Origin of the sequence: Streptomyces poriferorum, from assembly GCF_019399235.1 — a bacterium.
Taxonomy (GTDB): domain Bacteria; phylum Actinomycetota; class Actinomycetes; order Streptomycetales; family Streptomycetaceae; genus Streptomyces; species Streptomyces poriferorum.
Map to the genome: position 1 here is coordinate 23,750 of NZ_JAELVH010000028.1, position 24,562 is coordinate 48,311.

The 24,562-nt window shown below is 70.5% G+C and carries 22 protein-coding genes; 10 read left to right on the forward strand and 12 right to left on the reverse strand.

Annotated features, from left to right (window positions below; genetic code table 11):
- Nucleotides 1–149 precede the first annotated feature (149 nt).
- The 5 genes from JGS39_RS08070 (at nt 150) to JGS39_RS08090 (ending at nt 6,416) form a co-directional block, all read left to right on the forward strand.
- Nucleotides 150–1,253: a thiamine ABC transporter substrate-binding protein gene (locus JGS39_RS08070; protein ID WP_219568062.1), complete on the forward strand. Its 1,104-nt coding sequence runs from the start codon at nt 150–152 to the stop codon at nt 1,251–1,253.
- Between the two features lie 86 nt (nt 1,254–1,339).
- A complete protein-coding gene (locus JGS39_RS08075; protein WP_219568092.1) occupies nt 1,340–2,953 on the forward strand; it encodes an ABC transporter permease in 1,614 nt (537 codons plus the stop codon).
- A gap of 2 nt (nt 2,954–2,955) precedes the next feature.
- Nucleotides 2,956–3,978, forward strand: a complete 1,023-nt coding sequence (locus tag JGS39_RS08080) for an ABC transporter ATP-binding protein (protein WP_219568063.1) — start codon at nt 2,956–2,958, stop codon at nt 3,976–3,978.
- A 570-nt stretch (nt 3,979–4,548) separates the two neighbouring features.
- Nucleotides 4,549–5,733, forward strand: coding sequence for a globin domain-containing protein (locus JGS39_RS08085; RefSeq protein ID WP_219568064.1), 1,185 nt, complete (start codon nt 4,549–4,551; stop codon nt 5,731–5,733).
- Nucleotides 5,730–6,416 carry a pyridoxamine 5'-phosphate oxidase family protein gene (locus tag JGS39_RS08090; protein WP_219568065.1) on the forward strand — a complete coding sequence of 229 codons (687 nt, stop codon included), beginning with the start codon at nt 5,730–5,732 and terminating at the stop codon, nt 6,414–6,416. Before JGS39_RS08085 ends, JGS39_RS08090 begins: the two co-directional genes overlap by 4 nt.
- 116 nt (nt 6,417–6,532) lie before the next feature.
- Here JGS39_RS08090 and JGS39_RS08095 read toward each other — a convergent pair whose 3' ends face one another.
- From JGS39_RS08095 to JGS39_RS08115, 5 genes are all read right to left on the reverse strand, one after another.
- Nucleotides 6,533–7,672, reverse strand: a complete 1,140-nt coding sequence (locus JGS39_RS08095) for an LOG family protein (protein WP_219568066.1) — start codon at nt 7,670–7,672, stop codon at nt 6,533–6,535.
- Nucleotides 7,673–7,740: 68 nt separating this feature from the next.
- On the reverse strand, nt 7,741–8,925 hold the full coding sequence (locus JGS39_RS08100; RefSeq protein ID WP_219568067.1) for a hypothetical protein: 1,185 nt from the start codon (nt 8,923–8,925) through the stop codon (nt 7,741–7,743).
- Nucleotides 8,907–9,644: an ABC transporter ATP-binding protein gene (locus JGS39_RS08105; protein WP_148021194.1), complete on the reverse strand. Its 738-nt coding sequence runs from the start codon at nt 9,642–9,644 to the stop codon at nt 8,907–8,909. Before JGS39_RS08105 ends, JGS39_RS08100 begins: the two co-directional genes overlap by 19 nt.
- 255 nt (nt 9,645–9,899) lie before the next feature.
- The gene (locus JGS39_RS08110) at nt 9,900–11,279 is read right to left on the reverse strand and encodes an aspartate aminotransferase family protein (protein WP_219568068.1); all 1,380 of its coding nucleotides are present in this window, start codon (nt 11,277–11,279) and stop codon (nt 9,900–9,902) included.
- Nucleotides 11,264–11,770: an Lrp/AsnC family transcriptional regulator gene (locus JGS39_RS08115; protein ID WP_219568069.1), complete on the reverse strand. Its 507-nt coding sequence runs from the start codon at nt 11,768–11,770 to the stop codon at nt 11,264–11,266. The genes JGS39_RS08110 and JGS39_RS08115 overlap by 16 nt, the downstream gene beginning before the upstream one ends.
- 163 nt (nt 11,771–11,933) lie before the next feature.
- On the opposite strand from JGS39_RS08115, the gene JGS39_RS08120 reads away from it, so the two are divergent.
- From JGS39_RS08120 to JGS39_RS08130, 3 genes are all read left to right on the forward strand, one after another.
- Complete coding sequence (locus tag JGS39_RS08120; protein ID WP_219568070.1) at nt 11,934–13,373, forward strand: gamma-aminobutyraldehyde dehydrogenase; 1,440 nt, start codon at nt 11,934–11,936, stop codon at nt 13,371–13,373.
- A 195-nt stretch (nt 13,374–13,568) separates the two neighbouring features.
- On the forward strand, nt 13,569–14,732 hold the full coding sequence (locus JGS39_RS08125; RefSeq protein ID WP_219568093.1) for an ABC transporter substrate-binding protein: 1,164 nt from the start codon (nt 13,569–13,571) through the stop codon (nt 14,730–14,732).
- A 54-nt stretch (nt 14,733–14,786) separates the two neighbouring features.
- A complete protein-coding gene (locus JGS39_RS08130; RefSeq protein WP_219568071.1) occupies nt 14,787–15,332 on the forward strand; it encodes a hypothetical protein in 546 nt (181 codons plus the stop codon).
- Between the two features lies 1 nt (nt 15,333).
- Here JGS39_RS08130 and JGS39_RS08135 read toward each other — a convergent pair whose 3' ends face one another.
- From JGS39_RS08135 to JGS39_RS08160, 6 genes are all read right to left on the reverse strand, one after another.
- Nucleotides 15,334–16,536, reverse strand: coding sequence for a serine hydrolase domain-containing protein (locus JGS39_RS08135; protein WP_219568072.1), 1,203 nt, complete (start codon nt 16,534–16,536; stop codon nt 15,334–15,336).
- 84 nt (nt 16,537–16,620) lie between these two features.
- Nucleotides 16,621–17,349, reverse strand: a complete 729-nt coding sequence (locus JGS39_RS08140) for a response regulator (protein ID WP_219568073.1) — start codon at nt 17,347–17,349, stop codon at nt 16,621–16,623.
- Entirely contained in the window at nt 17,346–18,545 is a 1,200-nt protein-coding gene (locus tag JGS39_RS08145; protein ID WP_219568074.1) for a sensor histidine kinase, read from the reverse strand. Before JGS39_RS08145 ends, JGS39_RS08140 begins: the two co-directional genes overlap by 4 nt.
- Nucleotides 18,545–19,351, reverse strand: coding sequence for an SAM-dependent methyltransferase (locus JGS39_RS08150; RefSeq protein ID WP_219568075.1), 807 nt, complete (start codon nt 19,349–19,351; stop codon nt 18,545–18,547). The genes JGS39_RS08145 and JGS39_RS08150 overlap by 1 nt, the downstream gene beginning before the upstream one ends.
- A gap of 63 nt (nt 19,352–19,414) precedes the next feature.
- Complete coding sequence (locus JGS39_RS08155; protein WP_219568076.1) at nt 19,415–20,134, reverse strand: glycerophosphodiester phosphodiesterase; 720 nt, start codon at nt 20,132–20,134, stop codon at nt 19,415–19,417.
- A 24-nt stretch (nt 20,135–20,158) separates the two neighbouring features.
- Nucleotides 20,159–21,193 (reverse strand): adenosine deaminase, encoded by a 1,035-nt coding sequence (locus JGS39_RS08160; protein ID WP_219568077.1) that lies wholly within the window; start codon nt 21,191–21,193, stop codon nt 20,159–20,161.
- Nucleotides 21,194–21,313: 120 nt separating this feature from the next.
- Between JGS39_RS08160 and JGS39_RS08165 the strand changes: the two genes are divergently transcribed.
- Nucleotides 21,314–22,114, forward strand: coding sequence for a DUF4190 domain-containing protein (locus tag JGS39_RS08165; protein WP_219568078.1), 801 nt, complete (start codon nt 21,314–21,316; stop codon nt 22,112–22,114).
- A gap of 146 nt (nt 22,115–22,260) precedes the next feature.
- Here JGS39_RS08165 and ybiA read toward each other — a convergent pair whose 3' ends face one another.
- On the reverse strand, nt 22,261–22,839 hold the full coding sequence (ybiA, locus tag JGS39_RS08170; RefSeq protein ID WP_219568079.1) for a riboflavin biosynthesis intermediates N-glycosidase: 579 nt from the start codon (nt 22,837–22,839) through the stop codon (nt 22,261–22,263).
- Between the two features lie 206 nt (nt 22,840–23,045).
- Here ybiA and JGS39_RS08175 point away from each other — a divergent pair, with 206 nt between their 5' ends.
- Entirely contained in the window at nt 23,046–24,560 is a 1,515-nt protein-coding gene (locus tag JGS39_RS08175) for a gamma-aminobutyraldehyde dehydrogenase (RefSeq protein WP_219568080.1), read from the forward strand.
- Nucleotides 24,561–24,562 lie beyond the last annotated feature (2 nt).

Sequence of the window (24,562 nt, forward strand, 5' to 3'; positions counted from 1 at the left end):
CAGGTTGGCCGCAGACCCTCTGAACCTCGCCCGGGTCATTCCGGGTAGGAAGTTCGGACCTTACTCAAGCTGTTGCGCCCTGCCCGCTTCCGGTTTCGACCGGCGCGGGCGGGGCCGCGTCTCTTCCTGGTCACTCCAGGAGGAATCACATGAGCACCACCAAGAAGATCGCGGGGGCGGTCGCCGCCGCCGCACTCGGCGCCACCGCGCTGGCCGGTTGCGGAAGCTCCGACGACTCGGCGTCCGGCTCCGGGCCCACCGGGGGCTCCGGTTCCAAGACGGTCACCCTCGTCAGCCACGACTCCTTCAACGCCTCCAAGGACGTACTGAAGGAGTTCACCGCGGAGACCGGCTACACCGTCAAGGTACTGAAGAGCGGTGACGCCGGCGCCGCCCTCAACCAGGAGATCCTGACCAAGGGTTCGCCGCGCGGCGACGTGTTCTTCGGCGTCGACAACACCCTGCTCTCACGCGCTCTCGACAACGGCCTGTTCACGCCGTACGAGGCCAAGGGCCTCGGCCAGGTCGCGGCCGATGTCCAGCTGGACGCCGGGAAGCACCGGGTCACCCCGGTCGACACCGGCGACATCTGCATCAACTATGACAAGAAGTACTTCGCCGACAAGAAGCTCGCGCCGCCGAAGACCTTCGACGACCTGGCGAAGCCCGCGTACAAGGACCTCCTCGTCACCGAGAACGCGGCGACCTCCTCGCCCGGCCTCGGCTTCCTCCTCGGCACCGTCGCCACCTACGGCGAGGACGGCTACCAGGACTACTGGAAGAAGCTGAAGGACAACGGCGTCAAGGTCGTCGACGGCTGGGAGCAGGCGTACAACGAGGAGTTCTCCGGTTCCGCCGGCGGCAAGAAGGCCAAGGCGGACCGGCCGCTCGTCGTCAGTTACGCCTCCAGCCCGCCCGTCGAGGTGCTGTACGCGGACCCGCAGCCGAAGACCGCCCCCACCGGCGTCGCCACCGGGACGTGCTTCCGTCAGATCGAGTTCGCCGGTCTGCTCGACGGAGCGAAGAACGAGGCGGGCGGCAAGGCCCTGCTGGACTTCCTGATCGGCAAGAAGTTCCAGGAGGACATGCCGCTCAACATGTTCGTCAGCCCGGTCAACAAGGGCGCGAAGGTGCCGGACCTCTTCACGAAGTTCGGTGCCACGGTCGACAAGCCGACGACCGTCGCCCCGGACGAGATCGCCAAGAACCGTGAGCAGTGGGTCCAGTCATGGTCCTCGCTCGTAGTGAAGTAGCGAAGACTCCCGTACGCGGACCGGGCGCGCGCGGGAAGTCCGCACGCGCCCGGTCGCTGCGCGGGGGAGCGGTGCGGCTCGGCCTGATGGCCGTGCCCGCCGCGTTCTTCGCGCTGTTCTTCGCCTACCCCGTCGTCGCGATCGTCGGGCGCGGGCTCAAGTCCGGCGGCGTGTGGCAGTTCGGGCGGTTCGGTGAGGTGCTGAGCCGGCCGGACATCCAGCACGTCCTCTGGTTCACGCTCTGGCAGGCCCTCGCCTCGACCGCGCTGACCCTGTTGATCGCGCTGCCCGGCGCGTACGCCTTCGCCCGGTTCGACTTCCCCGGCAAGCAGCTGCTGCGGGCGGTCGTCACCGTGCCGTTCGTGCTGCCGACCGTCGTGGTCGGGACCGCTTTCCTCGCGCTCCTCGGCCGTGGCGGCTTCCTCGACGAGCTGTGGGGCGTACGGCTCGACACCACGGTGTGGGCCATCCTGCTCGCCCATGTCTTCTTCAACTACGCGGTCGTCGTGCGCACCGTCGGCGGACTCTGGTCGCAGCTCGACCCCCGGCAGGAGGAGGCCGCGCGGGTCCTGGGTGCCGGACGGTTCGCCGCCTGGCGCCGGGTCACCCTTCCCGCGCTCGGCCCCGCCGTGGCCGCTGCCACGCTGATGATCTTCCTCTTCACCTTCACCTCCTTCGGCGTCGTCCAGATCCTCGGCGGCCCCGGCTTCTCCACGCTGGAGGTGGAGATCTACCGGCAGACCGCGCAGCTGCTCGACCTGCCCACCGCCGCCGTACTGACGCTGGTGCAGTTCGTCGCGGTCGGCGCCGTCCTCGCCGTGCACGCGTGGACCGTACGGCGCCGGGAGACCGCGCTGAGACTTGTCGACCCGGCCCGGACGGCTCGCAGGCCGCGCGGCACGGGGCAGTGGGCGCTGCTCGGCGGGGTACTGCTGACCGTGCTGGTACTGATCCTGCTGCCGCTCGCCGTCCTGGTGGAGCGGTCGCTCGATGTGTCCGGCGGCCACGGCTTCGCCTTCTACCGTGCGCTCGGATCGGCGGAGGCGAACAGCGGTACGTTCCTGGTCGCACCCATCGAGGCGATCGGGAACTCGCTGCGCTACGCCCTGGTGGCCACCCTGATCGCGCTGGTCGTCGGTGGGCTGGCCGCGGCGGCCCTGACCAGGAAGGCGGGCCGGCTCGTCCGGGGATTCGACGCGCTGCTGATGCTGCCGCTCGGCGTCTCCGCCGTCACCGTCGGTTTCGGCTTCCTGATCAGCCTCGACAAGCCGCCGCTGGATCTGCGTACCTCCTGGATCCTGGTGCCGCTCGCCCAGGCACTGGTCGGGGTGCCGTTCGTCGTACGCACCATGCTGCCGGTCCTCCGAGCGGTGGACGAACGGCTGCGCGAGGCGGCCGCGGTGCTCGGTGCCTCGCCGTGGCGGGCCTGGCGCGAGGTGGACCTGCCGCTGGTGCGCCGGGCGCTGCTGGTCGCGGCGGGCTTCGCGTTCGCCGTGTCGCTCGGTGAGTTCGGCGCCACGGTCTTCATCGCACGGCCCGACAACCCGACGCTCCCGGTGGCTGTCTCCCGGCTGCTGGGCCGGTCCGGGGAGCTCAACTACGGCCAGGCGATGGCCCTCAGCACCATCCTGATGCTCGTGTGCGCGGTCTCGCTGCTGCTGCTCGAACGTATCCGCACCGACCGATCCGGGGAGTTCTAGAGATGCTGACACTCGAATCGGCCACCGTGCGCTTCGGCGACCGCGCGGCGCTCGACGCCGTGGACCTGGAGGTCGCCGAGCACGAGATCGTCTGCGTACTCGGACCGAGCGGCAGCGGCAAGTCCACACTGCTGAGGATCGTCGCCGGACTTCAGCAGACCGACGGCGGACGGGTACTGCTCGACGGCGCCGACCAGGACGGCGTTCCGGTGCACCGGCGGGGCCTCGGCCTCATGTTCCAGGACCATCAGTTGTTCCCCCACCGCGACGTCGGCGCCAACGTCGCCTTCGGGCTGCGGATGCACGGGGTGAAGCGCGCGGAGCAGGACCGCAGGGTCGCCGAACTCCTCGACCTGGTGGGCCTGCCCGGCGCCGAACGGCGGGCCGTCGCCGCGCTCTCGGGCGGCGAACAGCAGCGCGTCGCCCTCGCCCGGGCCCTCGCTCCCCGCCCCAAACTCCTGATGCTGGACGAGCCCCTGGGCCAGCTGGACCGCAGTCTGCGCGAACGCCTCGTCGTCGAACTGCGCACGCTCTTCGGCCGCCTGGGTACGACGGTGCTCGCCGTCACCCACGACCAGGGCGAGGCCTTCGCGCTCGCCGACCGCGTCGTCGTGATGCGTGACGGACGCATCGCCCAGGTGGGCACACCCCTGGAGGTCTGGCGGCGTCCCGCCTCCGCCTTCGTCGCCCGGTTCCTCGGCTTCGACAACGTGGTGGACGCGATGGTCACCGGTGAGGCCGCGATCACGGACTGGGGCAAGGTGCCGGTACCGGCGGGTTCACCCCAGGGGGCTTGCGATCTGCTGGTCCGTCCGGCCGGGGTCCTCATCGGCGGTCCGCAGGACGGTCTGCGCTGCACCGTGGGCGCCCGCACCTTCCGCGGCAACCACGTCGCGGTGAAACTGCGCCCGGAGCGCGGCCCCGTCCTGGACGCGGAGTGCGCGCTGGAGGGCACTCCGGACGAGGGCGCGCAGGTCGGGGTCACCTTTGCCGCGGCGGAGAGCGTCGTGCTTCCCGTCGTGTGAACGGCCGTCTCCTGGCCCGCTCCGTGTCCGCGCCGGCGCGGTGGAACGGGCCCCGGGCGGCGGGGGGCCGTCAGGACTGTGCCGGGCCCCGGGCGCCCCGCGGGCCACCACGGTGTGCGCGCCGGAGATGCGTTCACTCAATCTCGCAGATTTGCTTACCGAATCTCCCCGTCACGCTCGTTTGCCCACTGCCGGTACCCCTCCGAGGGGATCATCGGGCAGGTTGGAGCCCTGGTGACGTTCAGTGACCACGCCTCGCGCTCGTGGGTGCGGACTGACGCGGGACGCCGTTTTCGGCAGGATTGTGTTTGTTCGAGAATCGGGGGCAGATGCCCGGGGTGGGTCCCGGCCCTGGCGGCCCGTGCACAATGTCTCGTCAGGCGAACACACTTTCACTGTTCTGAACCTGAGTGACGTGGAACGTCCTTCTACGATTGCGAACTTCTACTTGTCAGCGCATCCAGTACACATGGTGACCCCCTCACCATGTGCGCAACCCGCTCATCCCCACGCCGTTCCCGTCAGACGCGTGAGGACGTACCCGCGCCCCGCGCTCTTCGGGGGCCGGTCGTGACATCGGCTCCGCTGACAGACCGGGAGATCTCCCTGGTGCGTACGAGTCTGGCGGTGGTCGCACCGCAGGCCACGGAGATGACCGTCTACTTCTACGCCATCCTCTTCACCCGGCACCCCGAGGTGCGGGGGTTGTTCCCGGAGAACATGGACGTCCAGCGTGACCGGCTGCTGCGTGGACTGCTGCGCATCATCGATCTGGTCGATGACGTCGACAACCTCGTACAGTTCTGCTCCCGGCTGGGCCGGGACCATCGTAAGTTCGGAGCGCTGGACGCCCACTACCCAGCAGTGGGTGACTGCCTGCTGGCCTCCCTGGCCCGCTATGCGGGCACCGCGTGGAACGCCGAGATTGCCGCAGCCTGGACCCGCGCCTACACCGTCGCCGCCCAAGTGATGATCGCGGCCGCCGAGGACGACACGCGCCTGCGCCCGGCTGCCTGGGAAGCGCAGATCATCCGCCACGAATACCGCGGCAACGGCATCGCCGAGATCACTGTGCAGCCCGACCAGCCCTACCCCTACGTCGCCGGGCAGTACGTGAGCATGGAAACCCCCTGGTACCCCCGTACCTGGCGTCACTATTCCCCCGCTCACCGGCCGCGCACGGACCACTCGATGACGTTCCACGTCCGGGCGGTCCACCGGGGTCAGGTCAGCAACGCGCTGGTTCACCACGCCGCCGCCGGACACCGGGTGCGGCTGGGGTCGCCCCAGGGTGAGATGACCCTCGCCGCCGCAGGTGACCGCGATCTGTTGCTGGTGGCCGGCGGGACCGGCCTCGCGCCGATCCGCGCCCTGATCGAGGAAGCCGCCGCCCGGGACATGCGCCGCTATGTGGAGCTGTTCGTCGGAGCGCGCACCGCTGAGGAGTTGTACGGGCTCGACGACATGCTGCGCCTGACCCAACGCCACCATTGGCTGACCGTCAGGGCGGCCGTCTCGCACGAGCACATCCCCGGCCAGCGGGGAACCCTCCCGCAGGTGCTGCGTGAATTCGGCCCCTGGTACCGGCACGAAGCCTTCCTGTGCGGTCCGCCCGACATGGTCACCACGGCCGTGCGCACCCTCCTGGAGCAGGGGACCCCCCGGTCCCGCATTCACCATGACCCGCTCGACACACCCGTTCTCACCGCTCCCCTCACTCCGCCCCGCCCCAGTCAGGAGATCGACCAGCCGTGACCCGCCACGACGCCACCCCTTCGCACGGGGAGCGCCTGCTGCAGGCCCACCTGGGCACCAGTGAACGCGCCGACGCCTTCTACGACCGGCAGGTCCATCCGCACCTCACCGCAGCCATGCGTGACTTCATCCACCGCCAGTCCATGGTCTTCCTCTCCACCGCCGACGCCCGTGGTCACTGCGACGCCACCTTCCGCGCCGGCCCTCCCGGATTCGTCACCGTGCTGGGCGACCGCACCCTGGCCTACCCCGAGTACCGCGGGAACGGCGTCATGGCCAGCGCCGGGAACATCACCGACAACCCGCACATCGGTCTGCTCTTCATGGACTTCACCCGGGACCACATCGGACTGCACGTCAACGGCTCCGCCCAGCTCGTCAGCGATCAGGATCTGCGTGCCGCCCACTCCTGGATACCCGCCGATACCGCCCCGGGGCGGCTCCCCGTGCTGTGGACGCACATCACCGTCCACGAGGCCTACGTGCACTGCTCCAAACACATCCCCCACCTCGAGCCCGCTCCCCGCCCCCTGGGACTGGCACGCACGCGCCCCAAGGACGCCGACTACTTCCCCGAACCAACCGCGCAGGCCGTGGCAACCGGCCCGAGGCCGGACCTGGCACCCGGAAACGCCGACGTCTCCGACCCTGCCCACGCGCCCCTTCGGTCGCGCATCCGCTGATCGGCTCACACGACCGCTGAGACCCTCCGTCACGGCATCGGCCGGCCTCGCCGGCCTCCGTCATGGACAGCCGGCGGCATCAGCCCGGGTTCGACGATCCCGGCACCGACCGGTCGTCACCCGTCGGCGGCGCCCTGCGTCGAGGACAGCCGCGCGAGCGCTTCGGGCGCTTCCTCCACCGTGTCGACGAGCGCGATGCGGGACTCCATCGGCCGGCCCGCCGCGAGGGCCCTGAGCAGCGGCCAGGCGGGAAGCTCCCGCGTCCAGTGATCACGGCCCACCAGCACCATCGGGGACGGCTCACCGCGGGAGCCGTAGTAGTTCGGGGTGGTGCTGTCGAAGATTTCCTGGACCGTGCCCGCCGCGCCCGGCAGGAAGATCACGCCCGCCGTCGAGCGGGCCAGCAGTCCGTCCTCACGCAACGCGTTGGCGAAGTACTTGGCTATGTGGCCGGCGAACGGGTTCGGCGGCTCGTGGCCGTAGAACCAGGTGGGGATCGCCACGGACCCGCCGCCGCGCGGCCACTGCTCCCGTACGGTGAACGCCGCCATCGCCCAGTCGGTGACCGACGGGGTGAACGAGGGCACCGTGCCCAGGAGTTCGCAGGCCTTGTCCAGCATCGCGTCGGGGTGCGGGGCCGCGTAGGCGCCCAGGTTGGCCGCCTCCATCGCGCCAGGGCCGCCGCCGGTCGCCACCGTCAGGCCGCTGCGGGCCAGGGTCCTGCCGAGCCGGGCCGCCGCCGCGTACGAGGCGCTGCCCCGGGGTGTCACGTGACCGCCCATCACGCCCACCACCCGCGTCCCGACGAGGAGTTCGTCCAGCGCGTCGGAGACCGCGTCGTCGTGGAGCGCCCGCAGCATCGAGGAGAAGACGTCGCCGTCCGAGCGGGTGCGGCAGAACCAGCGGTAGGCGTGGGCGTCGGGCGTGGCCTCGTAACCGCCCTGCGCCAGACCGTCGTAGAGGGCGTCGGGGGTATAGAGCAGACCGCGGTACGGATCGAAGGGCAGACCCGGCACCGGAGGGAACACGAATGCGCCCTCGGCCCGCACCTTCTCGGCCGCCGCCGGCTCCATCCGGCAGCCGAGGAAGACGGCGCCGGACGTGTCCGTGGCCAGCAGCGCCGCGCTGCGGTCCGCCAGGTCGACGGACTGGACGCGTCGGCCTGCCAGCGAACCGGCGGCGACGGCCGCGTCGAATTCGGTGAGCGACTCGATCTCGTTGTCGGGTGAGGGTGTGCCGGCTTCCGGGGTGTCCACGCCCTCATGCTACGGACCGGGGTTCTCGGGCTACGGACCGGCCGGGACCCACGCCCCGGTCGGCCCGTTCAGGCGGTCAGCGGCAGTGCGGCCAGCTCGGCGATCGCCCAGGTCAGCGGGGCGAACAGGAGAAGCAGGGCGGCCGCGCGCAGCGCCGTCGCCGCCCGCAGCGCCGAGGCCGGGGCGCCGAGCCGCAGCAGCGCCCGAGCCGTTTCGGCACGGGCCTGCCTCGCCTCCAGCGCGGAGGTCAGCAGCGTCGCGGTGGTGCAGCCGATGACGAGTACGGCGCCGAGTGCGGTGAGCGGGCCGAAGGGGCGTGGCCCCGTCCCGTACAGCGCGAACGCGGCGATGACCGCGGAGAGGACCGCGCAGACGACTCCCAGCGGCCGGCCGATCCGGCGTGCCTCGTTCATCAGGACGCGGCCCGCCAGCAGACGTACGGCTCCGGGACGCACCGCCTGGAGGAGGCGCCCGCACAGGTAGGTCAGCCCCGGGCCCGCCGTGGCGAGACCGATCGCGGTCAGGGTCCAGCCCACCAGGACCCAGGCGGGTGTGGAGTCGAGCTTGCCGGGGAGCGGGAAGGCGCTGCCGGTCGAGCCGCGGTTCGCGTACGCCTCGACGGCGAGTCCGGCGGCGGTCAGGGCGACGCCCCAGGGCAGTCCGGCGGGCGGCGCCGCCGGGGCCGGGATCTGCTCCTCGGGCAGCAGGTCGTCGGCATCCTCCGGCGCGCCCGTGGCCCGCGGCGGGGCGGTGCGCAGCGCCATCGCGCTCGCCGTCGCGGCGGCTGCGGGCACCAGGGTCAGCAGGACGAGGGCGGCGGCCAGGGGCAGCGGTGCCCCGGCGCCGAGCAGGCCGGCCGCCGCGCCGTCGAACGGCAGCCCGGACAGGTCGCCGCGCAGGTGGAGGAAGAACAGCAGCGCCACCATCGAGCCGAGGGTGCACGAGACGGCGGTGGAGACCGCGGCGAGCACGCTGAGCCGCACCGGTCCGAGGCCGACGGCGGACAGTCCGGCGCGCGGGCGGGTGCTCGGGTCGGTACGCGCCACCGCGACCGCGAACTGCACCGTGGCGGCCAGCGGTACGAAGCACCACAGCAGCCGCAGTACGGAACCGGCGGAGTGCGCCGGATGCCCGGAGGCGTAGCCGAGGGTGCACAGCAGGAGGAAGCCGACCCCTGCGGAGGCGGCCGCGACGAGCAGCCGCCGCATCAGGACCAGTGGGTGGGAACCGCGGGCTAGACGGAGAGCGAGCACGCCGCGCGGCCCTCCGTATCGGCCTCGGCGGGCAGGGCGACCGTGGCGACCCGGCGTCCGTCCAGCAGCGGCACCACACGGTCGGCGAGTGCGGCGATTTCCGCGTCGTGCGTGGCGAGCACCACCGTGATGCCGTGCGAGCGGGCCGCGCTGGTGAGGGTGCGCAGGACGTGAGCACGGTCGGTGCGGTGCAGCGTGGCGGTCGGCTCGTCGGCGAAGATCACCGAGGGTGCGGCGGCCAGTGCGCGGGCCACCGAGATCCGCTGCCGCTGGCTCTGCTGGAGGGTGTGCGGCCGCTTCCGCGCGCACATGCCGATGTCGAGGCGTTCCAGCCACTCCATGGCGGCCTTCTTGGCCTCCCGGCGGCCGGTGCCGCGCAGCATCAGCGGCAGGGCGGTGTTCTCCCAGGTGTTCAGTTCCGGGACGAGCTGGGGTTCGGGGGCGATCCAGCCGAACTTGTCGCGGCGCAGCCGCTCCCGCAGCCGCGGGCCCATGGTGTGCACCGGGACGCTGTTGAACCACACCTCGCCCTGCTGGGGCACCAGCTGGCCGGAGAGGCAGTGCAGCAGGGTCGTCTTGCCGCTGCCGCGCGGACCGGTCACCGCGAGGATCTCGCCATCGCGGATCCCCAGGGAGACCCCGCCGAGCGCGGGTGAGCCGTTGTGGGAGTGCTGCAGGGAACGCGCCCAGATCACGTCGTTGTCCGGCGGGGCCACCATGGCGTACACCTCGGTTCAGATCAGATATCCCGTTCCCCCGTACGGGGGAACGAAGGCGGGGCCGATCGGTCACTCGGCACCGTAGGGATTCGGACCGCGGTGTGCGCACAGCACGCGGCCCGGGTGCGCTTCTTCCCACTCGAATGGGCGCATCCGGGCCGCGTGGACCGTATGAAATGACCGCCGGAGGGCCCTCGTGGGACGGTCAAGCGGTGGTCAAGGCGGTGCCGGCCGTTGGGCCGTCCGGGCTATCGGTCAGAGCTTCGTCCAGGCCTCCGTCAGGACGGACCGCAGGATGCCCTCGATCTCGTCGAACGTGGACTGGTCGGAGATCAGCGGCGGGGCGAGCTGGACGACCGGGTCGCCGCGGTCGTCGGCCCGGCAGTACAGGCCGTTGTCGTACAGCGCCTTGGAGAGGAAGCCGTACAGGACGCGCTCGGTCTCCTCGTCGGTGAACGTCTCCTTGGTGGCCTTGTCCTTCACCAGCTCGATGCCGTAGAAGAAGCCGTTGCCGCGGACGTCGCCGACGATCGGCAGGTCGTGCAGCTTCTGGAGCGTGGTGAAGAAGGCGTTCTCGTTGTCGAGGACGTGCTGGTTGAGGCCCTCGCGCTCGAAGATGTCGAGGTTGGCGAGGCCGACCGCCGCGGACACCGGGTGGCCGCCGAAGGTGTAGCCGTGCAGGAAGGTGTTGTCGCCCTCGTAGAACGGCTCGGCGAGCTTGTCCGAGATGATGCAGGCACCGATCGGGGAGTAGCCCGAGGTCATGCCCTTGGCGCAGGTGATCATGTCCGGTACGTAGCCGAACTTGTCGCAGGCGAACATCGTGCCGAGGCGGCCGAAGGCGCAGATGACCTCGTCGGAGACGAGCAGCACGTCGTACTTGTCGCAGATCTCGCGGACGCGCTGGAAGTAGCCGGGCGGGGGCGGGAAGCAGCCGCCCGCGTTCTGTACGGGCTCCAGGAAGACGGCCGCGACGGTGTCCGCGCCCTCGAAGAGGATCTCCTGCTCGATCTGGTCGGCTGCCCAGCGGCCGAAGGCCTCCGGGTCGTCGCCGAAGAGCGGGGCGCGGTAGATGTTGGTGTTCGGCACCTTGTGAGCACCGGGGACCAGCGGCTCGAAGGGGGCCTTGAGGGCCGGCAGACCGGTGATGGACAGGGCGCCCTGCGGGGTGCCGTGATAGGCGACCGCACGCGAGATGACCTTGTACTTGGTCGGCTTGCCCTTGAGCTTGAAGTACTGCTTGGCCAGCTTCCAGGCGGTCTCGACGGCCTCGCCGCCGCCGGTGGTGAAGAAAACCTTGTTGAGGTCGCCCGGGGCGTAGTCCGCGAGGCGCTCGGCCAGCTCGACGGCCTTCGGGTGGGCGTAGGACCACACCGGGAAGAAGGCCAGCTCCTGGGCCTGCTTGTACGCGGCCTCGGCGAGCTCGTGGCGGCCGTGGCCGGCGTTGACGACGAACAGGCCGGACAGGCCGTCGAGGTAGCGCTTGCCCTGGTCGTCGTAGATGTAGGTGCCCTCGCCACGCACGATGGTGGGAACGCTTGCGTTCTCGTAGTCCGACATGCGGGTGAAGTGCATCCACAGGTGGTCGTACGCGGTCCGGCTGAGGTCCTTGCTCACGGCTATCGGGTTCCCCACATGTAGGTCTGCTTCTTGAGCTTGAGGTAGACGAAGCTCTCGGTGGAGCGCACACCGGGTATGGCCCGGATGCGTTTGTTGATCGTCTCCAGCAGGTGGTCGTCGTCCTCGCAGACGATCTCCACCATCAGGTCGAAGGAGCCCGCGGTCATCACCACGTACTCGCATTCGGTCATGGCCGACAGGGCCTCCGCGACGGGATCGAGGTCGCCATCGACGTTGATCCCCACCATCGCCTGCCGCCGGAACCCCACGGTGAGCGGGTCGGTGACGGCGACGATCTGCATCACGCCCTGGTCGAGCAGCTTCTGGACGCGCTGGCGCACGGCCGCCTCGGAAAGGCCGACGGCCTTGCCGATCGCGGCGTACGGACGACGCCCGTCCTCCTGGAGCTGCTCGATGATTGCGAGGGACACGGCATCGACCGCTGGGGACGATCCGTTCCCGGTCCTGGAGTCTGCGCTGCGACTGGCCACAGGGCCACTCTGCACCGGGACTCGTCTGTCTCGCAACCCTCAATCGATGAAATTCGTTGTTGAAGGCCTCGGATCACACTGAATCCGAAGTTCGCGGCGGTTGGGTATGTCGAAACCGTTACCCATGCGACTAGGCTGGGTGTCTCACCCATTGGACGTGTCGACAGGAGGGGTGGTTGTGACCACCGAGGTGCGCCGTCTGCGCAACTACATCAACGGCGAGTTCCGGGACGCTGCGGACGGGCGGACCATCGATGTGGTCAACCCGGTGACGGAGGAGGTCTACGCGACCTCTCCGCTGTCCGGCGAGGCCGACGTCGATGCCGCGATGGACGCCGCCGCTGCCGCCTTCCCCGCGTGGCGCGACGTGACGCCCGCCGAGCGCCAGCGCGCCCTGCTGAAGATCGCGGACGCCTTCGAGGAGCGCGCCGAGGACCTCATCGCGGCCGAGTCCGAGAACACGGGCAAGCCGGTCGGGCTGACCCGCACCGAAGAGCTCCCGCCGATGGTGGACCAGATCCGCTTCTTCGCGGGCGCCGCCCGGCTGCTGGAGGGCCGCTCGGCCGGCGAGTACATGGAGGGACTGACCTCCATCGTCCGCCGTGAGCCGGTCGGTGTCTGCGCGCAGGTCGCGCCGTGGAACTACCCGATGATGATGGCCGTCTGGAAGTTCGCCCCGGCGCTCGCCGCGGGCAACACCGTCGTCATCAAGCCGTCCGACACCACCCCGGCGTCCACCGTGCTGATCGCCGAGATCATCGGGCAGATCCTGCCCAAGGGTGTCTTCAACGTCATCTGCGGCGACCGCGACACCGGCCGTGCGATGGTCGAGCACCGGACCCCGGCCATGGCCTCCATCACCGGTTCGGTCCGGGCCGGAATGCAGGTGGCCGAGTCCGCCGCCAAGGACGTCAAGCGGGTCCACCTGGAGCTCGGCGGCAAGGCTCCCGTCGTCGTCTTCGAGGACACGGACATCGCCAAGGCCGTCGAGGACATCTCGGTCGCCGGCTACTTCAACGCCGGGCAGGACTGCACGGCAGCGACCCGGGTGCTCGTCCACGAGTCGATCCACGACGAGTTCGTCACCGCACTGGCCAAGGCGGCCGCCGACACGAAGACCGGGCAGCCGGACGACGAGGACGTGCTCTACGGCCCGCTCAACAACGCCAACCAGCTCGCCCAGGTCAGCGGCTTCATCGAGCGGCTCCCCGCCCACGCCAAGGTCGAGGCCGGCGGCCACCGGGTCGGCGAGAAGGGCTACTTCTACGCCCCTACCGTCGTCTCCGGGCTCAAGCAGGACGACGAGATCATCCAGAACGAGGTCTTCGGCCCGGTCATCACCGTCCAGTCCTTCACGGACGAGGCCCAGGCCCTGGAGTGGGCGAACGGCGTCGACTACGCGCTGGCCTCCTCGGTGTGGACCAAGGACCACGGCCGTGCCATGCGGATGTCCAAGAACCTCGACTTCGGCTGTGTGTGGATCAACACCCACATCCCGCTCGTCGCCGAGATGCCGCACGGCGGGTTCAAGAAGTCCGGCTACGGCAAGGACCTCTCCGCCTACGGCTTCGAGGACTACACCCGCATCAAGCACGTCATGACCTCGCTCGACGGCTGACCTTCGCTCCATCCGTTACGGACACGGCCCCGGGCGCACTGTGCGAGCGCCCGGGGCCGTATCCGTGCCCCGCCCCCGTGCCGGACCCTCGACAGGGTGTGCGCAGTGGGCGGGCAGCGCTGGACGGTTGGTCCATTGCCCGCCGCACCGGCCGACCGGCATCCTGCGCAGGTGCGAGCGATCCCGAACCACCCCATGTCCCGCCGGTCCGTGCTCCGCGCCTTCGGGGCGGGAGCGGCCGGCGTCACGCTGGCCGGCTGCGGAGTCCCCGCCGCCTTCGTGGAGCCGGGTGACCGTGCCGGACGCGACTACTCCGCCGGCGATCACACCCTGCACTTCGCGAACTGGCCCCTCTACATCGACACGGACGACAAGGACGAGTCGAAGCGGCCCACCCTCGACGCGTTCAGCGAGCGGACCGGGATCTCCGTCACGTACACCGAGGAGATCAACGACAACGACGAGTTCTTCGGCAAGATCAGCCCGGCCCTGATGAACCACCAGCAGACCGGCCGCGATCTGATCGTCATCAGCGACTGGATGGCGGCGCGGTTCGTCCGGCTCGGCTGGGTCCAGGAGATGGACCGGGCGAAGCAGCCCAACGTGGCGAAGTACCTCGATCCGCAGCTGCGCTCGCCCGCCTTCGACAAGGGCCGGACGCAGAGCGTGCCCTGGCAGTCCGGCATCACCGGCATCGCGTACAACCGCAAGAGGCTCGGCCGGGAGATCAGGCACACGAGCGAGCTGTGGGCGGACGACCTGCGCGGCAAGGTCACCCTGCTGTCCGGGCTCGACGAGTCCTTCGCCCTGCTGATGCAGGGCAACGGTGTCGACATCACCCGCTGGAAGCGCGACGACTTCTACGACATCTGCGACCAGGTGGAGAAGCTGGTGAAGACCAAACACATCCGTCGCTTCACCGGCAACGACTACATCAAGGACCTCTCCACCGGAGACGTGCTCGCCTGCCAGGCCTACTCCGGTGACGTCATCCAGCTCCAGGCGGACAACCCCGACATCGAGTTCGTGGTGCCCGAGGAGGGGGCCGAGCTCTGGGCCGAGTCGCTCATGATCCCCAACCTCGCCCGCCACAAGCGCAATGCGGAGAAGCTCATCGACCACTACTACGAGCCCGAGGTCGCCGCCGAGCTCGCCACCTGGGTCAACTACGTCTGCCCGGTGCCGGCCGCACGCGAGGTGCTCGCCTCCTCCAAGGACGAGGAGACCGCCGCGCTGGCGGAGGACCCGCTGATCTTCCCCGACGACGACATGCGCAAGCGGCTGGCCATCGCCCGCGACATCACGTCCGAGGAACGCACGGAATTCGCCAAGAAGTGGAACGCCGTCGTCGGCTTGTGAGGCCCTTCCGAGGGTGGCGTAAAGGCCCGGTAAACATGGGCGTACGCTGCGGACATGAGCGAGCGACGCGCCCTTCGGAGGCGTATACGCGTGTGGTTGGCGGTCTTCGTCGTCTGTCTGGTTCTGAGCGGGCTGACCGCCTTCCCGCTCGTCCATGAACTGCGCTGGGCCGAGGACCTGCTGAGCTCCTCGGCCTCGCCCGTGCCCGAGCACTTCCCGGCCCTGATGGAGTGGATCACCCGTGTCCGCACCGGAATCGACACGGCCGACGCCGAGTACCCGTTCGTGCTGTACGGCACCGACTGGCTGGCCTTCGCGCATCTCGTGATCGCGGTCGCCTTCTACGGCCCCTACCGAGATCCGGTCCGCAACATCTGGGTCATCGAGTTCGGCATGATCGCCTGTGCCGGGATCATCCCGCTCGCCCTGATCTGCGGTCCGATCCGCGACATCCCCTTCTGGTGGTCGGTCATCGACATGTCGTTCGGCGTCTTCGGGGTGATCCCGCTGCTGATCGTGCACCGCAGGATCAAGCGGCTGGAGGCCATGGAGCGGACACCGGATCCGGTGCATGCCGCGGCGCCCGCCCCGGCTGCCTGAGTCACCTGTCCGATGGGGCGCCGAAGGCGGCCACCACGATGTCCAGCGCCGTGGGATTCATGTCCCCGCCCTTCGCGTCCGTCGAGTTGACGCTGTAGACGAGGGTCCGGGAGAGGTCACGGGTGGCCGCTATGACCGTGTTGTATCCCCAGCGGCCGCCCGTCTTTCCCCAGACCTCGCGTCCGCCCAGCGTCATCACCGAGAGACCCGCGCCGAACGCGGCGGGCCTGCCCGTGCCGTACTCCCGCACCGACGCGTCGGGCAGCGTGAACATCTCCTCCAGCAGCGGTCCGCGCACCACCCGTCCGCCGAACAGCGCCCGGGTGAAGCGCTCCAGATCGGCGGTGGTCGAGATCAGGTCTCCCGCCGCCCAGGCGTCGCTCACCCCCCACGCCGTCACGTCGCGCAGCTCGCCCTCCGTACCGAATATCTGGTACCCGCGGTTGTGCCGGCCGCGTATCGACGGATCGGTGCCGGGGAAGTAGGTGTCCACGAGACGCAGTGGCTCCAGGACGCGGCGCGAGACCTGGGAGGCGTATGTGTCACCCGTGACCCGCTCGATGAGCAGGCCCGCCACCGTGTAGCCGATGTTGGCGTAGTGCTGCTGGGTGCCGGGCGCGAAGTCCGGCCGGTGTGCGGTGGTTTCGCGCACCACGTCCGCCGGGTCGATCACGTCGAACCGGTGCTCGTACCAGTCCTCCAGCGTGTCGCCGTTGCCCGGGTCGACGGACGGGAGGCCGCTCGTGTGGTTCAGCAGCTGGCGCACCGTGACCTGGCCGTACGTCGCCGGGATCAGGTCGGGCAGGTAGCGCCGGACCGGGCGGTCCAGGCCGATCCTGCCCTCCCCGGCCAACTGGAGGACCACGGCCGCCGTGAAGACCTTGGTGACCGAGCCGACCCGGAAGCGCCCGGAAGGGTCCGCCGCCCGCCCGGACGCCAGGTCGTGGACACCGGCGCTGCCCCGCCAGACACCCCCGGTGCCCGAGACGCGCACCAGCGCGGCCGTGGCGTCGTCCGACGGGAGCCCGCCGATCGCCGCCCGCAGCGCCTCGGCCTCCGATCCTCCGACGGGCGACGAATGCCGGGCGCCCGGGCCTGCCACCGGGGCGGCGGCTGCCGCAAGGGCCGGTGAGGCCGCCGGGCCCGCGGCGATGCCGAGGAGCAGGGCGGCTGCGATGACGGTGCGGGACGTGCGGGCGTTCATGTCCGGTGCCTCCTGGGCGTGGGATCCGGGGGAGTCCTCAACTGCTTTCGGAATCCATCCTGTTGATCCACGCGCCCGGGCGGATCACCCGAGCGGGGGTTTCCTCGGGGGAGGCTTCCTCCCCTGCGCGGGGGACAAGCCTTCGGGCCCTCCCTCCGCGGAGGGAGAGACGACACCGCACTCGTACGCGCAGATCACCGCCTGGATCCGGTCGCGCAGCCCCAGTTTGGACAGCACGTTGCCGACGTGCGTCTTCACCGTGTGCTCGCTGACGACCAGCGCGGCCGCGATCTCCGCGTTCGACAGCCCGCGCGCCAGATGGAGCAGCGTCTCGTGTTCCCGCGTGGTCAGCACGTCCAGGCGCGCGGACGGCTCCGCCGCCGCGGTGGGCGGCCGCGAGGTGTACTCGGCGATCAGGCGGCGGGCCACCGAGGGCGCCAGCAGCGAGTCCCCGGCCGCCACCACGCGTACCGCGTGCACCAGATCGTCCCGGCGCACGTCCTTGAGCAGGAAGCCGCTCGCCCCCGCGTGCAGAGCTTCGTAGACGTACTCGTCCGAGTCGAACGTGGTCAGCATGACCGTCCGGCAAGCGCTCCCGGCCGTGATGGTGCGGCAGGCCTCGATGCCGTCCGTTCCGGGCATCCGGATGTCGAGCAGCGCCACCTCGGGGGCCAGCCGCCGCACGGCCTCGACCGCCGAGGCGCCGTCACCTGCCTCGGCCACCACCTCGATGTCCGGTTGCGCGTCCAGGATCATCGCGAAGCCACTGCGCACCAGCTCCTGATCGTCGGCGACCACCACGCGGATCGTCACTGCCCCACCCCTGTCCGTCGTACCGTCACAGATTCCTGCCGCGGGTGCGGGATCGTCACCGCGACCCGGAAGCCACGGCCGTCCGGACCGGGGCCGGTGCGGGCCGTGCCTCCGTGTGCGGCGGCGCGCTCCCGGATGCCGGTCAGCCCCAGCCCCGCTCCACCGCCCGGGCCGCGTCCGTCATCGGTGACCGTCAGGGTCAACGCATCGCGCCCGTGCTCCAGCCGCACCCGGACCGAGGCCGCGCCGGCATGCCGGACCACGTTCGTCAGGGCCTCCTGCACGATCCGGTAGACGGTGGCCTCGACCGCCAGGCCGGGCGGCCGGCCGTTGCCGCTCACCTCGTACGAGACCGGCGGACCACCCGCACGTACCCGCTCCACCAGGCCGGGCAACCCGTCCAGCACCGGCTGGGGCTCGCGGGGCGCTTCCGGCTCTCCGTCGCCTTCGCGCAGCACACCGAGCATCCGGCGCAGCTGCACCATCGCGTCCCGGCCCGACTCCGAGATCGCGTCGAAGGCGGCCTCGGCACGTTCCGGAGCCGTACGGACCGCCACCGGTCCGGCCTCGGCCTGCACGATCATCAGGCTCACCGCATGGGACAGGACGTCGTGCATCTCCCGGGCGATCCGGGCCCGCTCACGGGCCGCGGCCTGTTCCGCCTCGATGAGGTGCGTCAGCTCCAGCTGACGGGCCCGGTCCTCCACCGCCCGCAGATACGCCTTGCGTGTCACGGCGAGCCGGCCGAAGGCGTAGGCCGCGGCGAACACGAACAGGGAGAAGAGCAGCTCCCGCAGCGCGTCGCTGTCCAACCCCACCGAGACCAGGACCGCGAGCATCGTGAGCGCCGCGATCCCGGTCCGCTTCGGCGGCGAGGACAGTTCGGCCACCGTGTAGAACGCCACGAGGCCGGTGTACGGGAGCGGCTGGCCCGGTCCGTCGACGGTGAACCTGTACAGCCCGCCGGCCACGAGCACGGCAAGGAGGACCGCGACCGGCGCCCGGCGGCGGGCGATCAGCGGCAGCACCATCAGGGTGGTCAGCCCGTACGACGTCCACGTCGCCTCCGGCAGACCGGGCGCGCGCGGCACCACGAACGGCATGGTCATGGCGGCCTGGACCAGCAGCGCGATGAGGAGGTCGACCGTGCGAGGGCCGGCCCCGAGCGCTTTCGCCGCGAGGCCACGCAGACGCATCAGGGCTTCCGTGCCACCGCGCCGAACTGGGCGACCTCCGCCCCGGCCGGGCCGGGACCGGGGCGCCAGCGCGCGCACGAGACGATGCCCGGATCGAGGATGTCCAGCCCGTCCAGGAACGCGGCGAACTCGAAACGGCCGCGGGCGGTGATCGGGGGAGTGGCGTTCTCGTTCCAGAACCGCATCGCCGCCTCGTTGCCCTCGCCGCCCAGCTCCAGCGTGGGGTGCGTGAGGACCAGATAGCTGCCGGACGGCACCGCGGCCATCAACTGCCGGACGATCCGCAGCGCCTCGTCCGTGTCGAGGACGAAGTTCAGGATGCCCAGCAGCATGACCGCGACCGGCCGCTCCAGGTCGAGGGTGGGCTGCGCGGCCCGCAGGATCCGGTCCGGGTGACGGGCGTCCGCGTCGATGTACTCGGTCGCGCCCTCCGGTGAACTGGTGAGCAGCGAGCGGGCGTGCGCCAGGACGATCGGATCGTTGTCGACATAGACGACGCGGGCGTCGGGCGCGGTGTGCTGGGCCACCTCGTGGGTGTTGTCCGCCGTCGGCAGGCCGGTGCCTATGTCCAGGAACTGGCCGATGCCCGCGTCGCCGGCCAGATGGCGCACCGCCCGGCCGAGGAACGCCCGGTCCGCCCGCGCCACTTCGCCGATGCTCGGATACATGCCGGTGACCTGGTCACCGACCGTCCGGTCCACCGGGAAGTGGTCCTTTCCGCCGAGCCAGTAGTTCCACACGCGGGCGTTGTGGGCGACGTCGGCACGGACGCGTGCGGGGAGGGAATTGCTGCGGGGGGCGGTCACGTCTGGCTCCTTGGTGCCGGCCTGGCATCGGGACGATGAGGTCCGTCCATGATGCCGGACCGGTCAAGATCCCTGGCTGGGCGTGGAGTTGAGGATCACCTTGTGCAGGACGTCGATCCGGTTGGTGGTGATGGAGTCCACGCCCTGCCTGATCAGCCGTCGCATCGTGCGGCCGGTGTCCGCCGTCCACGCCGACACCAGCAGCCCGTCACGGTGACAGCGGTCCGTCAGCTCCCGGCTCACCAGCCCGAACCGGTAGTTCAGCCAGCGCGGCCGCACCGCGTCCAGCAGGGCCGCCCGGGGAGGGGCCAGTGTCGTCCAGGTCATCGCGATCTCGGCGGACGGGTCGGCGGCCCGCACCCGCAGCATCGCCTCGGGCCCCGCGCAGTAGTAGACGCGCTCACCGGCCCCGCACTCACGGACCACGCCGACGGTCCTTCGGACGGAATCGGGCGTGGACCCGGGCAGATCGAGCATGACGCGGTGCGCCCCGGCGACGAGCAACGCCTCGCGCAGGGTGGGCACCGCGCCCTCGGTCCGCTCGGTCAGCTCCTGATGCGTGAGCCGGTCCAGCCGCACGTCATGCCCCCAGAGCCGCTCCAGCGTGGCGTCGTGCAGCAGGACCGGTACGCCGTCGCCGGTGACCCGGACGTCGATCTCGACCGCGTCCGCCCCCCGTTCGAGGGCCGAGCGGATCGAGAGGAGGGTGTTCTCGCGGACGCGGTAGGGATCTCCGCGGTGCGCGACGGCGGTGACAGAGGTGACAGGAGTGACAGTGGCCATGGGGCCATTGTCACCACTGCGGCGTCACCGGCCGGTGTGCTCCAGCCAGTCCGTCGTGTACGTGTCGATCTCGGCAGCCAGCGTGCGCTTCCCGGCCGCGTCGAGGAAGGACGCCTCGACCGCGTTCTTCGCGAGCGCCGCGAGACCCCGCTCGTCGAGTCCCAGGAGGCGGGCAGCCACCCCGTACTCACTGTTGAGGTCGGTACCGAACATCGGCGGGTCGTCGCTGTTGATGGTGACCAGGACACCGGCCTCCACCATCTCCTTCACCGGGTGCTGCTCGATGTCCGTGACCGCCCGGGTCGCGATGTTGGAGGTGGGGCACACCTCCAGCGCGATGCGGTGCTCGGCGAGATGGGCCAGCAGCCTCGGGTCGCGGACCGAACTGGTGCCGTGGCCGATGCGCTCGGCCCGCAGTGAGGTCAGCGCGTCCCAGATCGTCTGCGGTCCCGTGGTCTCACCGGCGTGCGGCACGGAGTGCAGGCCCTCGGCGATCGCCCGGTCGAAGTAGGGCTTGAACTGCGGGCGGTCCACGCCGATCTCCGGGCCGCCGAGACCGAAGGAGACGAGCCCCTCCGGCCGTAGGTCCACGGCGAGGCGGGTGGTCTCCTCGGCGGCCTCCAGACCTGCCTCGCCCGGAATGTCGAAGCACCAGCGCAGGACGACCCCGAGCTCGGACTCGGCGGCCTTGCGGGCGTCCTCGATGGCCTCCATGAAGGCCTGTTCGGGGATGCCGCGGCGGGTGGAGGAGAAGGGGGTGACGGTCAGTTCCGCGTAACGGATGTTCTGCCGCGCCATGTCCCGGGCGACCTCGAACGTCAGCAGCCGGACGTCCTCCGGGGTGCGGATCAGGTCCACGACCGAGAGGTACACGTCGATGAAGTGGCCGAAGTCGGTGAAGGTGAAGTAGTCGGCCAGCGCCTCGGGTGCGGTGGGGACCTTGGAGTCGGGGTGGTGCGCGGCCAGTTCGGCGACGATGCGGGGCGAGGCCGAGCCGACATGGTGGACATGGAGCTCGGCCTTGGGCAGCCCCGCGATGAAGGGGTGCAGATCGGTCATCGGATCCTCCTGGGGCAGGGGTGGTGCGGGGCCCGGTGTGTCGGGGAACCGGGCAGGGGACGGGAGTCATCGTAGGACGGGGTGGCCCGTAGCATGACGGCATCACGATGGGGGAGGCTCATGTCAGACAGCTCAGAACGGCCTGCGGACGGGTCCGCGCCGCGCGATCCGTGGGCTCCGCCGGACGCCAAGGTGCCGCTGGACAAGAACACCGGCGACACCCGTCCGCAGACGGACGAGGGCACCGGGAATCCGGGGCCGCCGCCCGTGCATGATCATCAGACGGTCACGTCGATGCCGAACTCCGGGACGGGCCCGATACCCACGGCCGGTTTCGGCCCGCCCGGCCAGGGACAGCCGGCCGGCCCCTGGCAGGACCCGGGGGCGGTGCCGCCACCGCCGGTCGGACCGAACGGTCCCGGTCAGGCGGCCCCGCCGCCCGCGGGGCAGTACGGCTACCCGGCTCCGCCGCAGTCGCAGTACGGCTACCCGGCCCCGTCACAGTCGCAGTACGGCTACCCGGCTCCGCCGGCCCCGCAGTACGGCGGCTATCCGGGCTACGGCGGCCAGCCGGCGTGGGGCGCTGGCCCCTCCAACGGCATGGGCACGGCGTCGATGGTGCTGGGAATCCTCGCCGTCTGCCTGTTCTGCATCTACGGCATCCCCAGTCTCATCCTGGGCACGCTCGCGCTGATCTTCGGCATCATCGGCCGCAAGCGGGCCTCGCGAGGGGAGGCGGACAACGCCGGCCAGGCGCTGGCCGGGCTCATCCTGGGGTCCATCGGCATCGCGATCGGCGTCATCATCATCGGTGGCCTCATCTGGCTCTTCGCCACGCACGCGGACGAGTTCGACGACGACACCAGTTACAACGACGACAACACCTACGGGACATCGCTCGTCATCGAAGACGCGCGGTGACGCACCCGGCCGTCGCGGGCGCGCGATGACGTCCTTCGTCGCCGAGGGCGCGTAACGACACTCCTGGCCCTGGGCGGTGCCCGGTGAGCGGCCAGGGAACGGGGCCTCGGGGATATGGAACGTGTCCATATCCCCGAGGCCCCTTCTCATATGCCGCCCGCGCCGTCCCTCAGCGCGGCCCGCGCCTCCATCAGCGCGAACCCCAGCAGATTCAGGCCCCGCCACGTCGCCGGGTCCTCCGCGCGCGGGTCGTCCGCGGCGAGCCCGATGCCCCAGATCCGGTCCACCGGGCTCGCCTCGACCAGCACCCGGTCGCCCGTGCCCAGCAGGAACCCGCCCAGCTCCGCGTCCTGGCCGAACTTGTGGACGCTGCCCGCGACCACCAGCCCGAACCGCTCGCGCTCCCACACGTCCCCGTCGAAGTCGCGGACCAGCCGGCCCACCTTCTTCGCCTCGGCCGGGGTCTTCGCCTCCACCGCCCGCTCCGCGGCCTCCGCGTCACCGAACAGCCTCGCCTTGCCGGCCATCATCCAGTGCTCGGCCGACGCGTACGTCACCCCGTCGACCGTGAACGGCGAGGGCCACCACTGGCTGAGGCAGCTCGCGCCGATCCGGCCGTCCGGGCGCGGCCGGTGCCCCCAGAACAGCAGGTACTTCACTCTGTCGCCCCCGGCTGCCCGCGACACGAGCCCGCCGGCGTCCCGGACATCCCCGATGTGTTCCATGACACGCGAGTCTGGCATCCGCCACTGACATTCCGTACGTGGAAGTCCGCACCGACACGACACATGGTCGACAGATTTCGTCGCGTAACCAAAAGGCAACAACGGAATCACTTGTTGGGCTCGGTCTCCTCTGTCAGGATCGGCACTCAAATCGAGCAGAAGCTACGCCGTCCCCGGTCTGCGGGGCAGCGGCGGAGGAGAGCGTGATGGGCAACAGCTTCCAGGTGCAGGACCGCTTCGCGGACGGCGCGCAGTACATCGGCGGAAGGCTGCGGTCCGGCACATCAGGACACAGTCACGAGGTGGTGGATCCGGCCACCGGCGACACCGTCTACACCTATGAGGCGGCCGGGACCGCGGACGTGGACGCGGCCGTCGAGGCGGCACGCGAGGCGTTCCCCGGCTGGTCCGGGGCGACCCCGGCCGAGCGGTCCGAGGCCATGAACCGCTTCGCCGCCGTGCTCGCGGAGCAGGCGGACGACTTCGCCTACGCGGAGTCCCTCCAGTGCGGCAAGCCGCTCAAGCTCTCGACCGAGTTCGATGTTCCCGGCACGGTCGACAACACGTCCTTCTTCGCGGGTGCCGCCCGCCATCTGGAGGGGAAGTCCGCCGCCGAATACGACGGCGACCACACCTCGTACGTACGGCGTGAGGCGATCGGTGTCATCGGCTCCATCGCTCCCTGGAACTACCCGCTCCAGATGGCCGCCTGGAAGGTCCTCCCGGCCATCGCGGCAGGCAACACCATCGTGCTCAAGCCCGCCGAGATCACCCCGCTGACCTCGTTGATGTTCGCGCAGGCGGCCACCGAGGCGGGCATTCCGGACGGCGTGATCAACATCGTCACCGGCGTCGGCAAGGAGGCGGGCGAGCACCTCGTCGGGCACCCGGACGTCGTGATGACCTCGTTCACCGGATCCACCGCCGTCGGCAAGCGCGTCGCCGAGATCGCCACCTCCACCGTCAAGCGCCTCCACCTCGAACTCGGCGGCAAGGCTCCCTTCGTGGTCTTCGACGACGCCGACCTGGAGGCCGCGGTCAACGGGGCCGTCGCCGGATCCCTCATCAACACCGGCCAGGACTGCACGGCGGCCACCCGCGCCTACGTCCAGCGCCCGCTCCACGACGCCTTCGTCCAGGGCGTCGCCGCGCTGATGGAGACGGTCCGCCTCGGTGACCCGTTCGACCCGAAGACCGACCTCGGCCCGCTGATCAGCCACGCCCAGCGCGACCGGGTCGCCGGCTTCGTCGAGCGCGCCCGCGCCTACGCCACCGTCGTCACCGGCGGCGAGGCCCCCGGCGGCGAACTGGCGGAAGGCGCCTACTACCGGCCGACCCTGATCGCCGGGGCCGCCCAGGACAGCGAGATCGTCCAGGCCGAGATCTTCGGCCCGGTCCTGATCGTGCTGCCCTTCGACACCGACGACGAGGGCATCGCGCTCGCCAACGACACCCCCTACGGACTCGCGGCCTCCGCATGGACCCGCGACCTGTACCGGGCCAATCGCGCCACCCGCGAGATCAAGGCGGGCTGCGTGTGGATCAACGACCACATTCCGATCATCAGCGAGATGCCGCACGGCGGCTACAAGGCCAGCGGCTTCGGCAAGGACATGTCGTCGTACTCCTTCGAGGAGTACACGCAGGTCAAGCACGTCATGTACGACAACACCGCGGTCGCCCGGAAGGACTGGCACCGCACGATCTTCGGGGACCGATAACC

Coding starts and splice junctions, on each gene's coding strand:
- JGS39_RS08160 (WP_219568077.1), bottom strand. CDS start 21,193: ATGACCGATCTGCACCCCTTCATCGCGGGGCTGCCCAAGGCCGAGCTC.
- JGS39_RS08145 (WP_219568074.1), bottom strand. CDS start 18,545: ATGCGTCTGCGTGGCCTCGCGGCGAAAGCGCTCGGGGCCGGCCCTCGC.
- JGS39_RS08130 (WP_219568071.1), top strand. CDS start 14,787: ATGAGCGAGCGACGCGCCCTTCGGAGGCGTATACGCGTGTGGTTGGCG.
- ybiA (WP_219568079.1), bottom strand. CDS start 22,839: ATGGAACACATCGGGGATGTCCGGGACGCCGGCGGGCTCGTGTCGCGG.
- JGS39_RS08135 (WP_219568072.1), bottom strand. CDS start 16,536: ATGAACGCCCGCACGTCCCGCACCGTCATCGCAGCCGCCCTGCTCCTC.
- JGS39_RS08070 (WP_219568062.1), top strand. CDS start 150: ATGAGCACCACCAAGAAGATCGCGGGGGCGGTCGCCGCCGCCGCACTC.
- JGS39_RS08155 (WP_219568076.1), bottom strand. CDS start 20,134: ATGGCCACTGTCACTCCTGTCACCTCTGTCACCGCCGTCGCGCACCGC.
- JGS39_RS08075 (WP_219568092.1), top strand. CDS start 1,340: ATGGCCGTGCCCGCCGCGTTCTTCGCGCTGTTCTTCGCCTACCCCGTC.
- JGS39_RS08175 (WP_219568080.1), top strand. CDS start 23,046: ATGGGCAACAGCTTCCAGGTGCAGGACCGCTTCGCGGACGGCGCGCAG.
- JGS39_RS08080 (WP_219568063.1), top strand. CDS start 2,956: ATGCTGACACTCGAATCGGCCACCGTGCGCTTCGGCGACCGCGCGGCG.
- JGS39_RS08105 (WP_148021194.1), bottom strand. CDS start 9,644: ATGGTGGCCCCGCCGGACAACGACGTGATCTGGGCGCGTTCCCTGCAG.
- JGS39_RS08125 (WP_219568093.1), top strand. CDS start 13,569: ATGTCCCGCCGGTCCGTGCTCCGCGCCTTCGGGGCGGGAGCGGCCGGC.
- JGS39_RS08165 (WP_219568078.1), top strand. CDS start 21,314: ATGTCAGACAGCTCAGAACGGCCTGCGGACGGGTCCGCGCCGCGCGAT.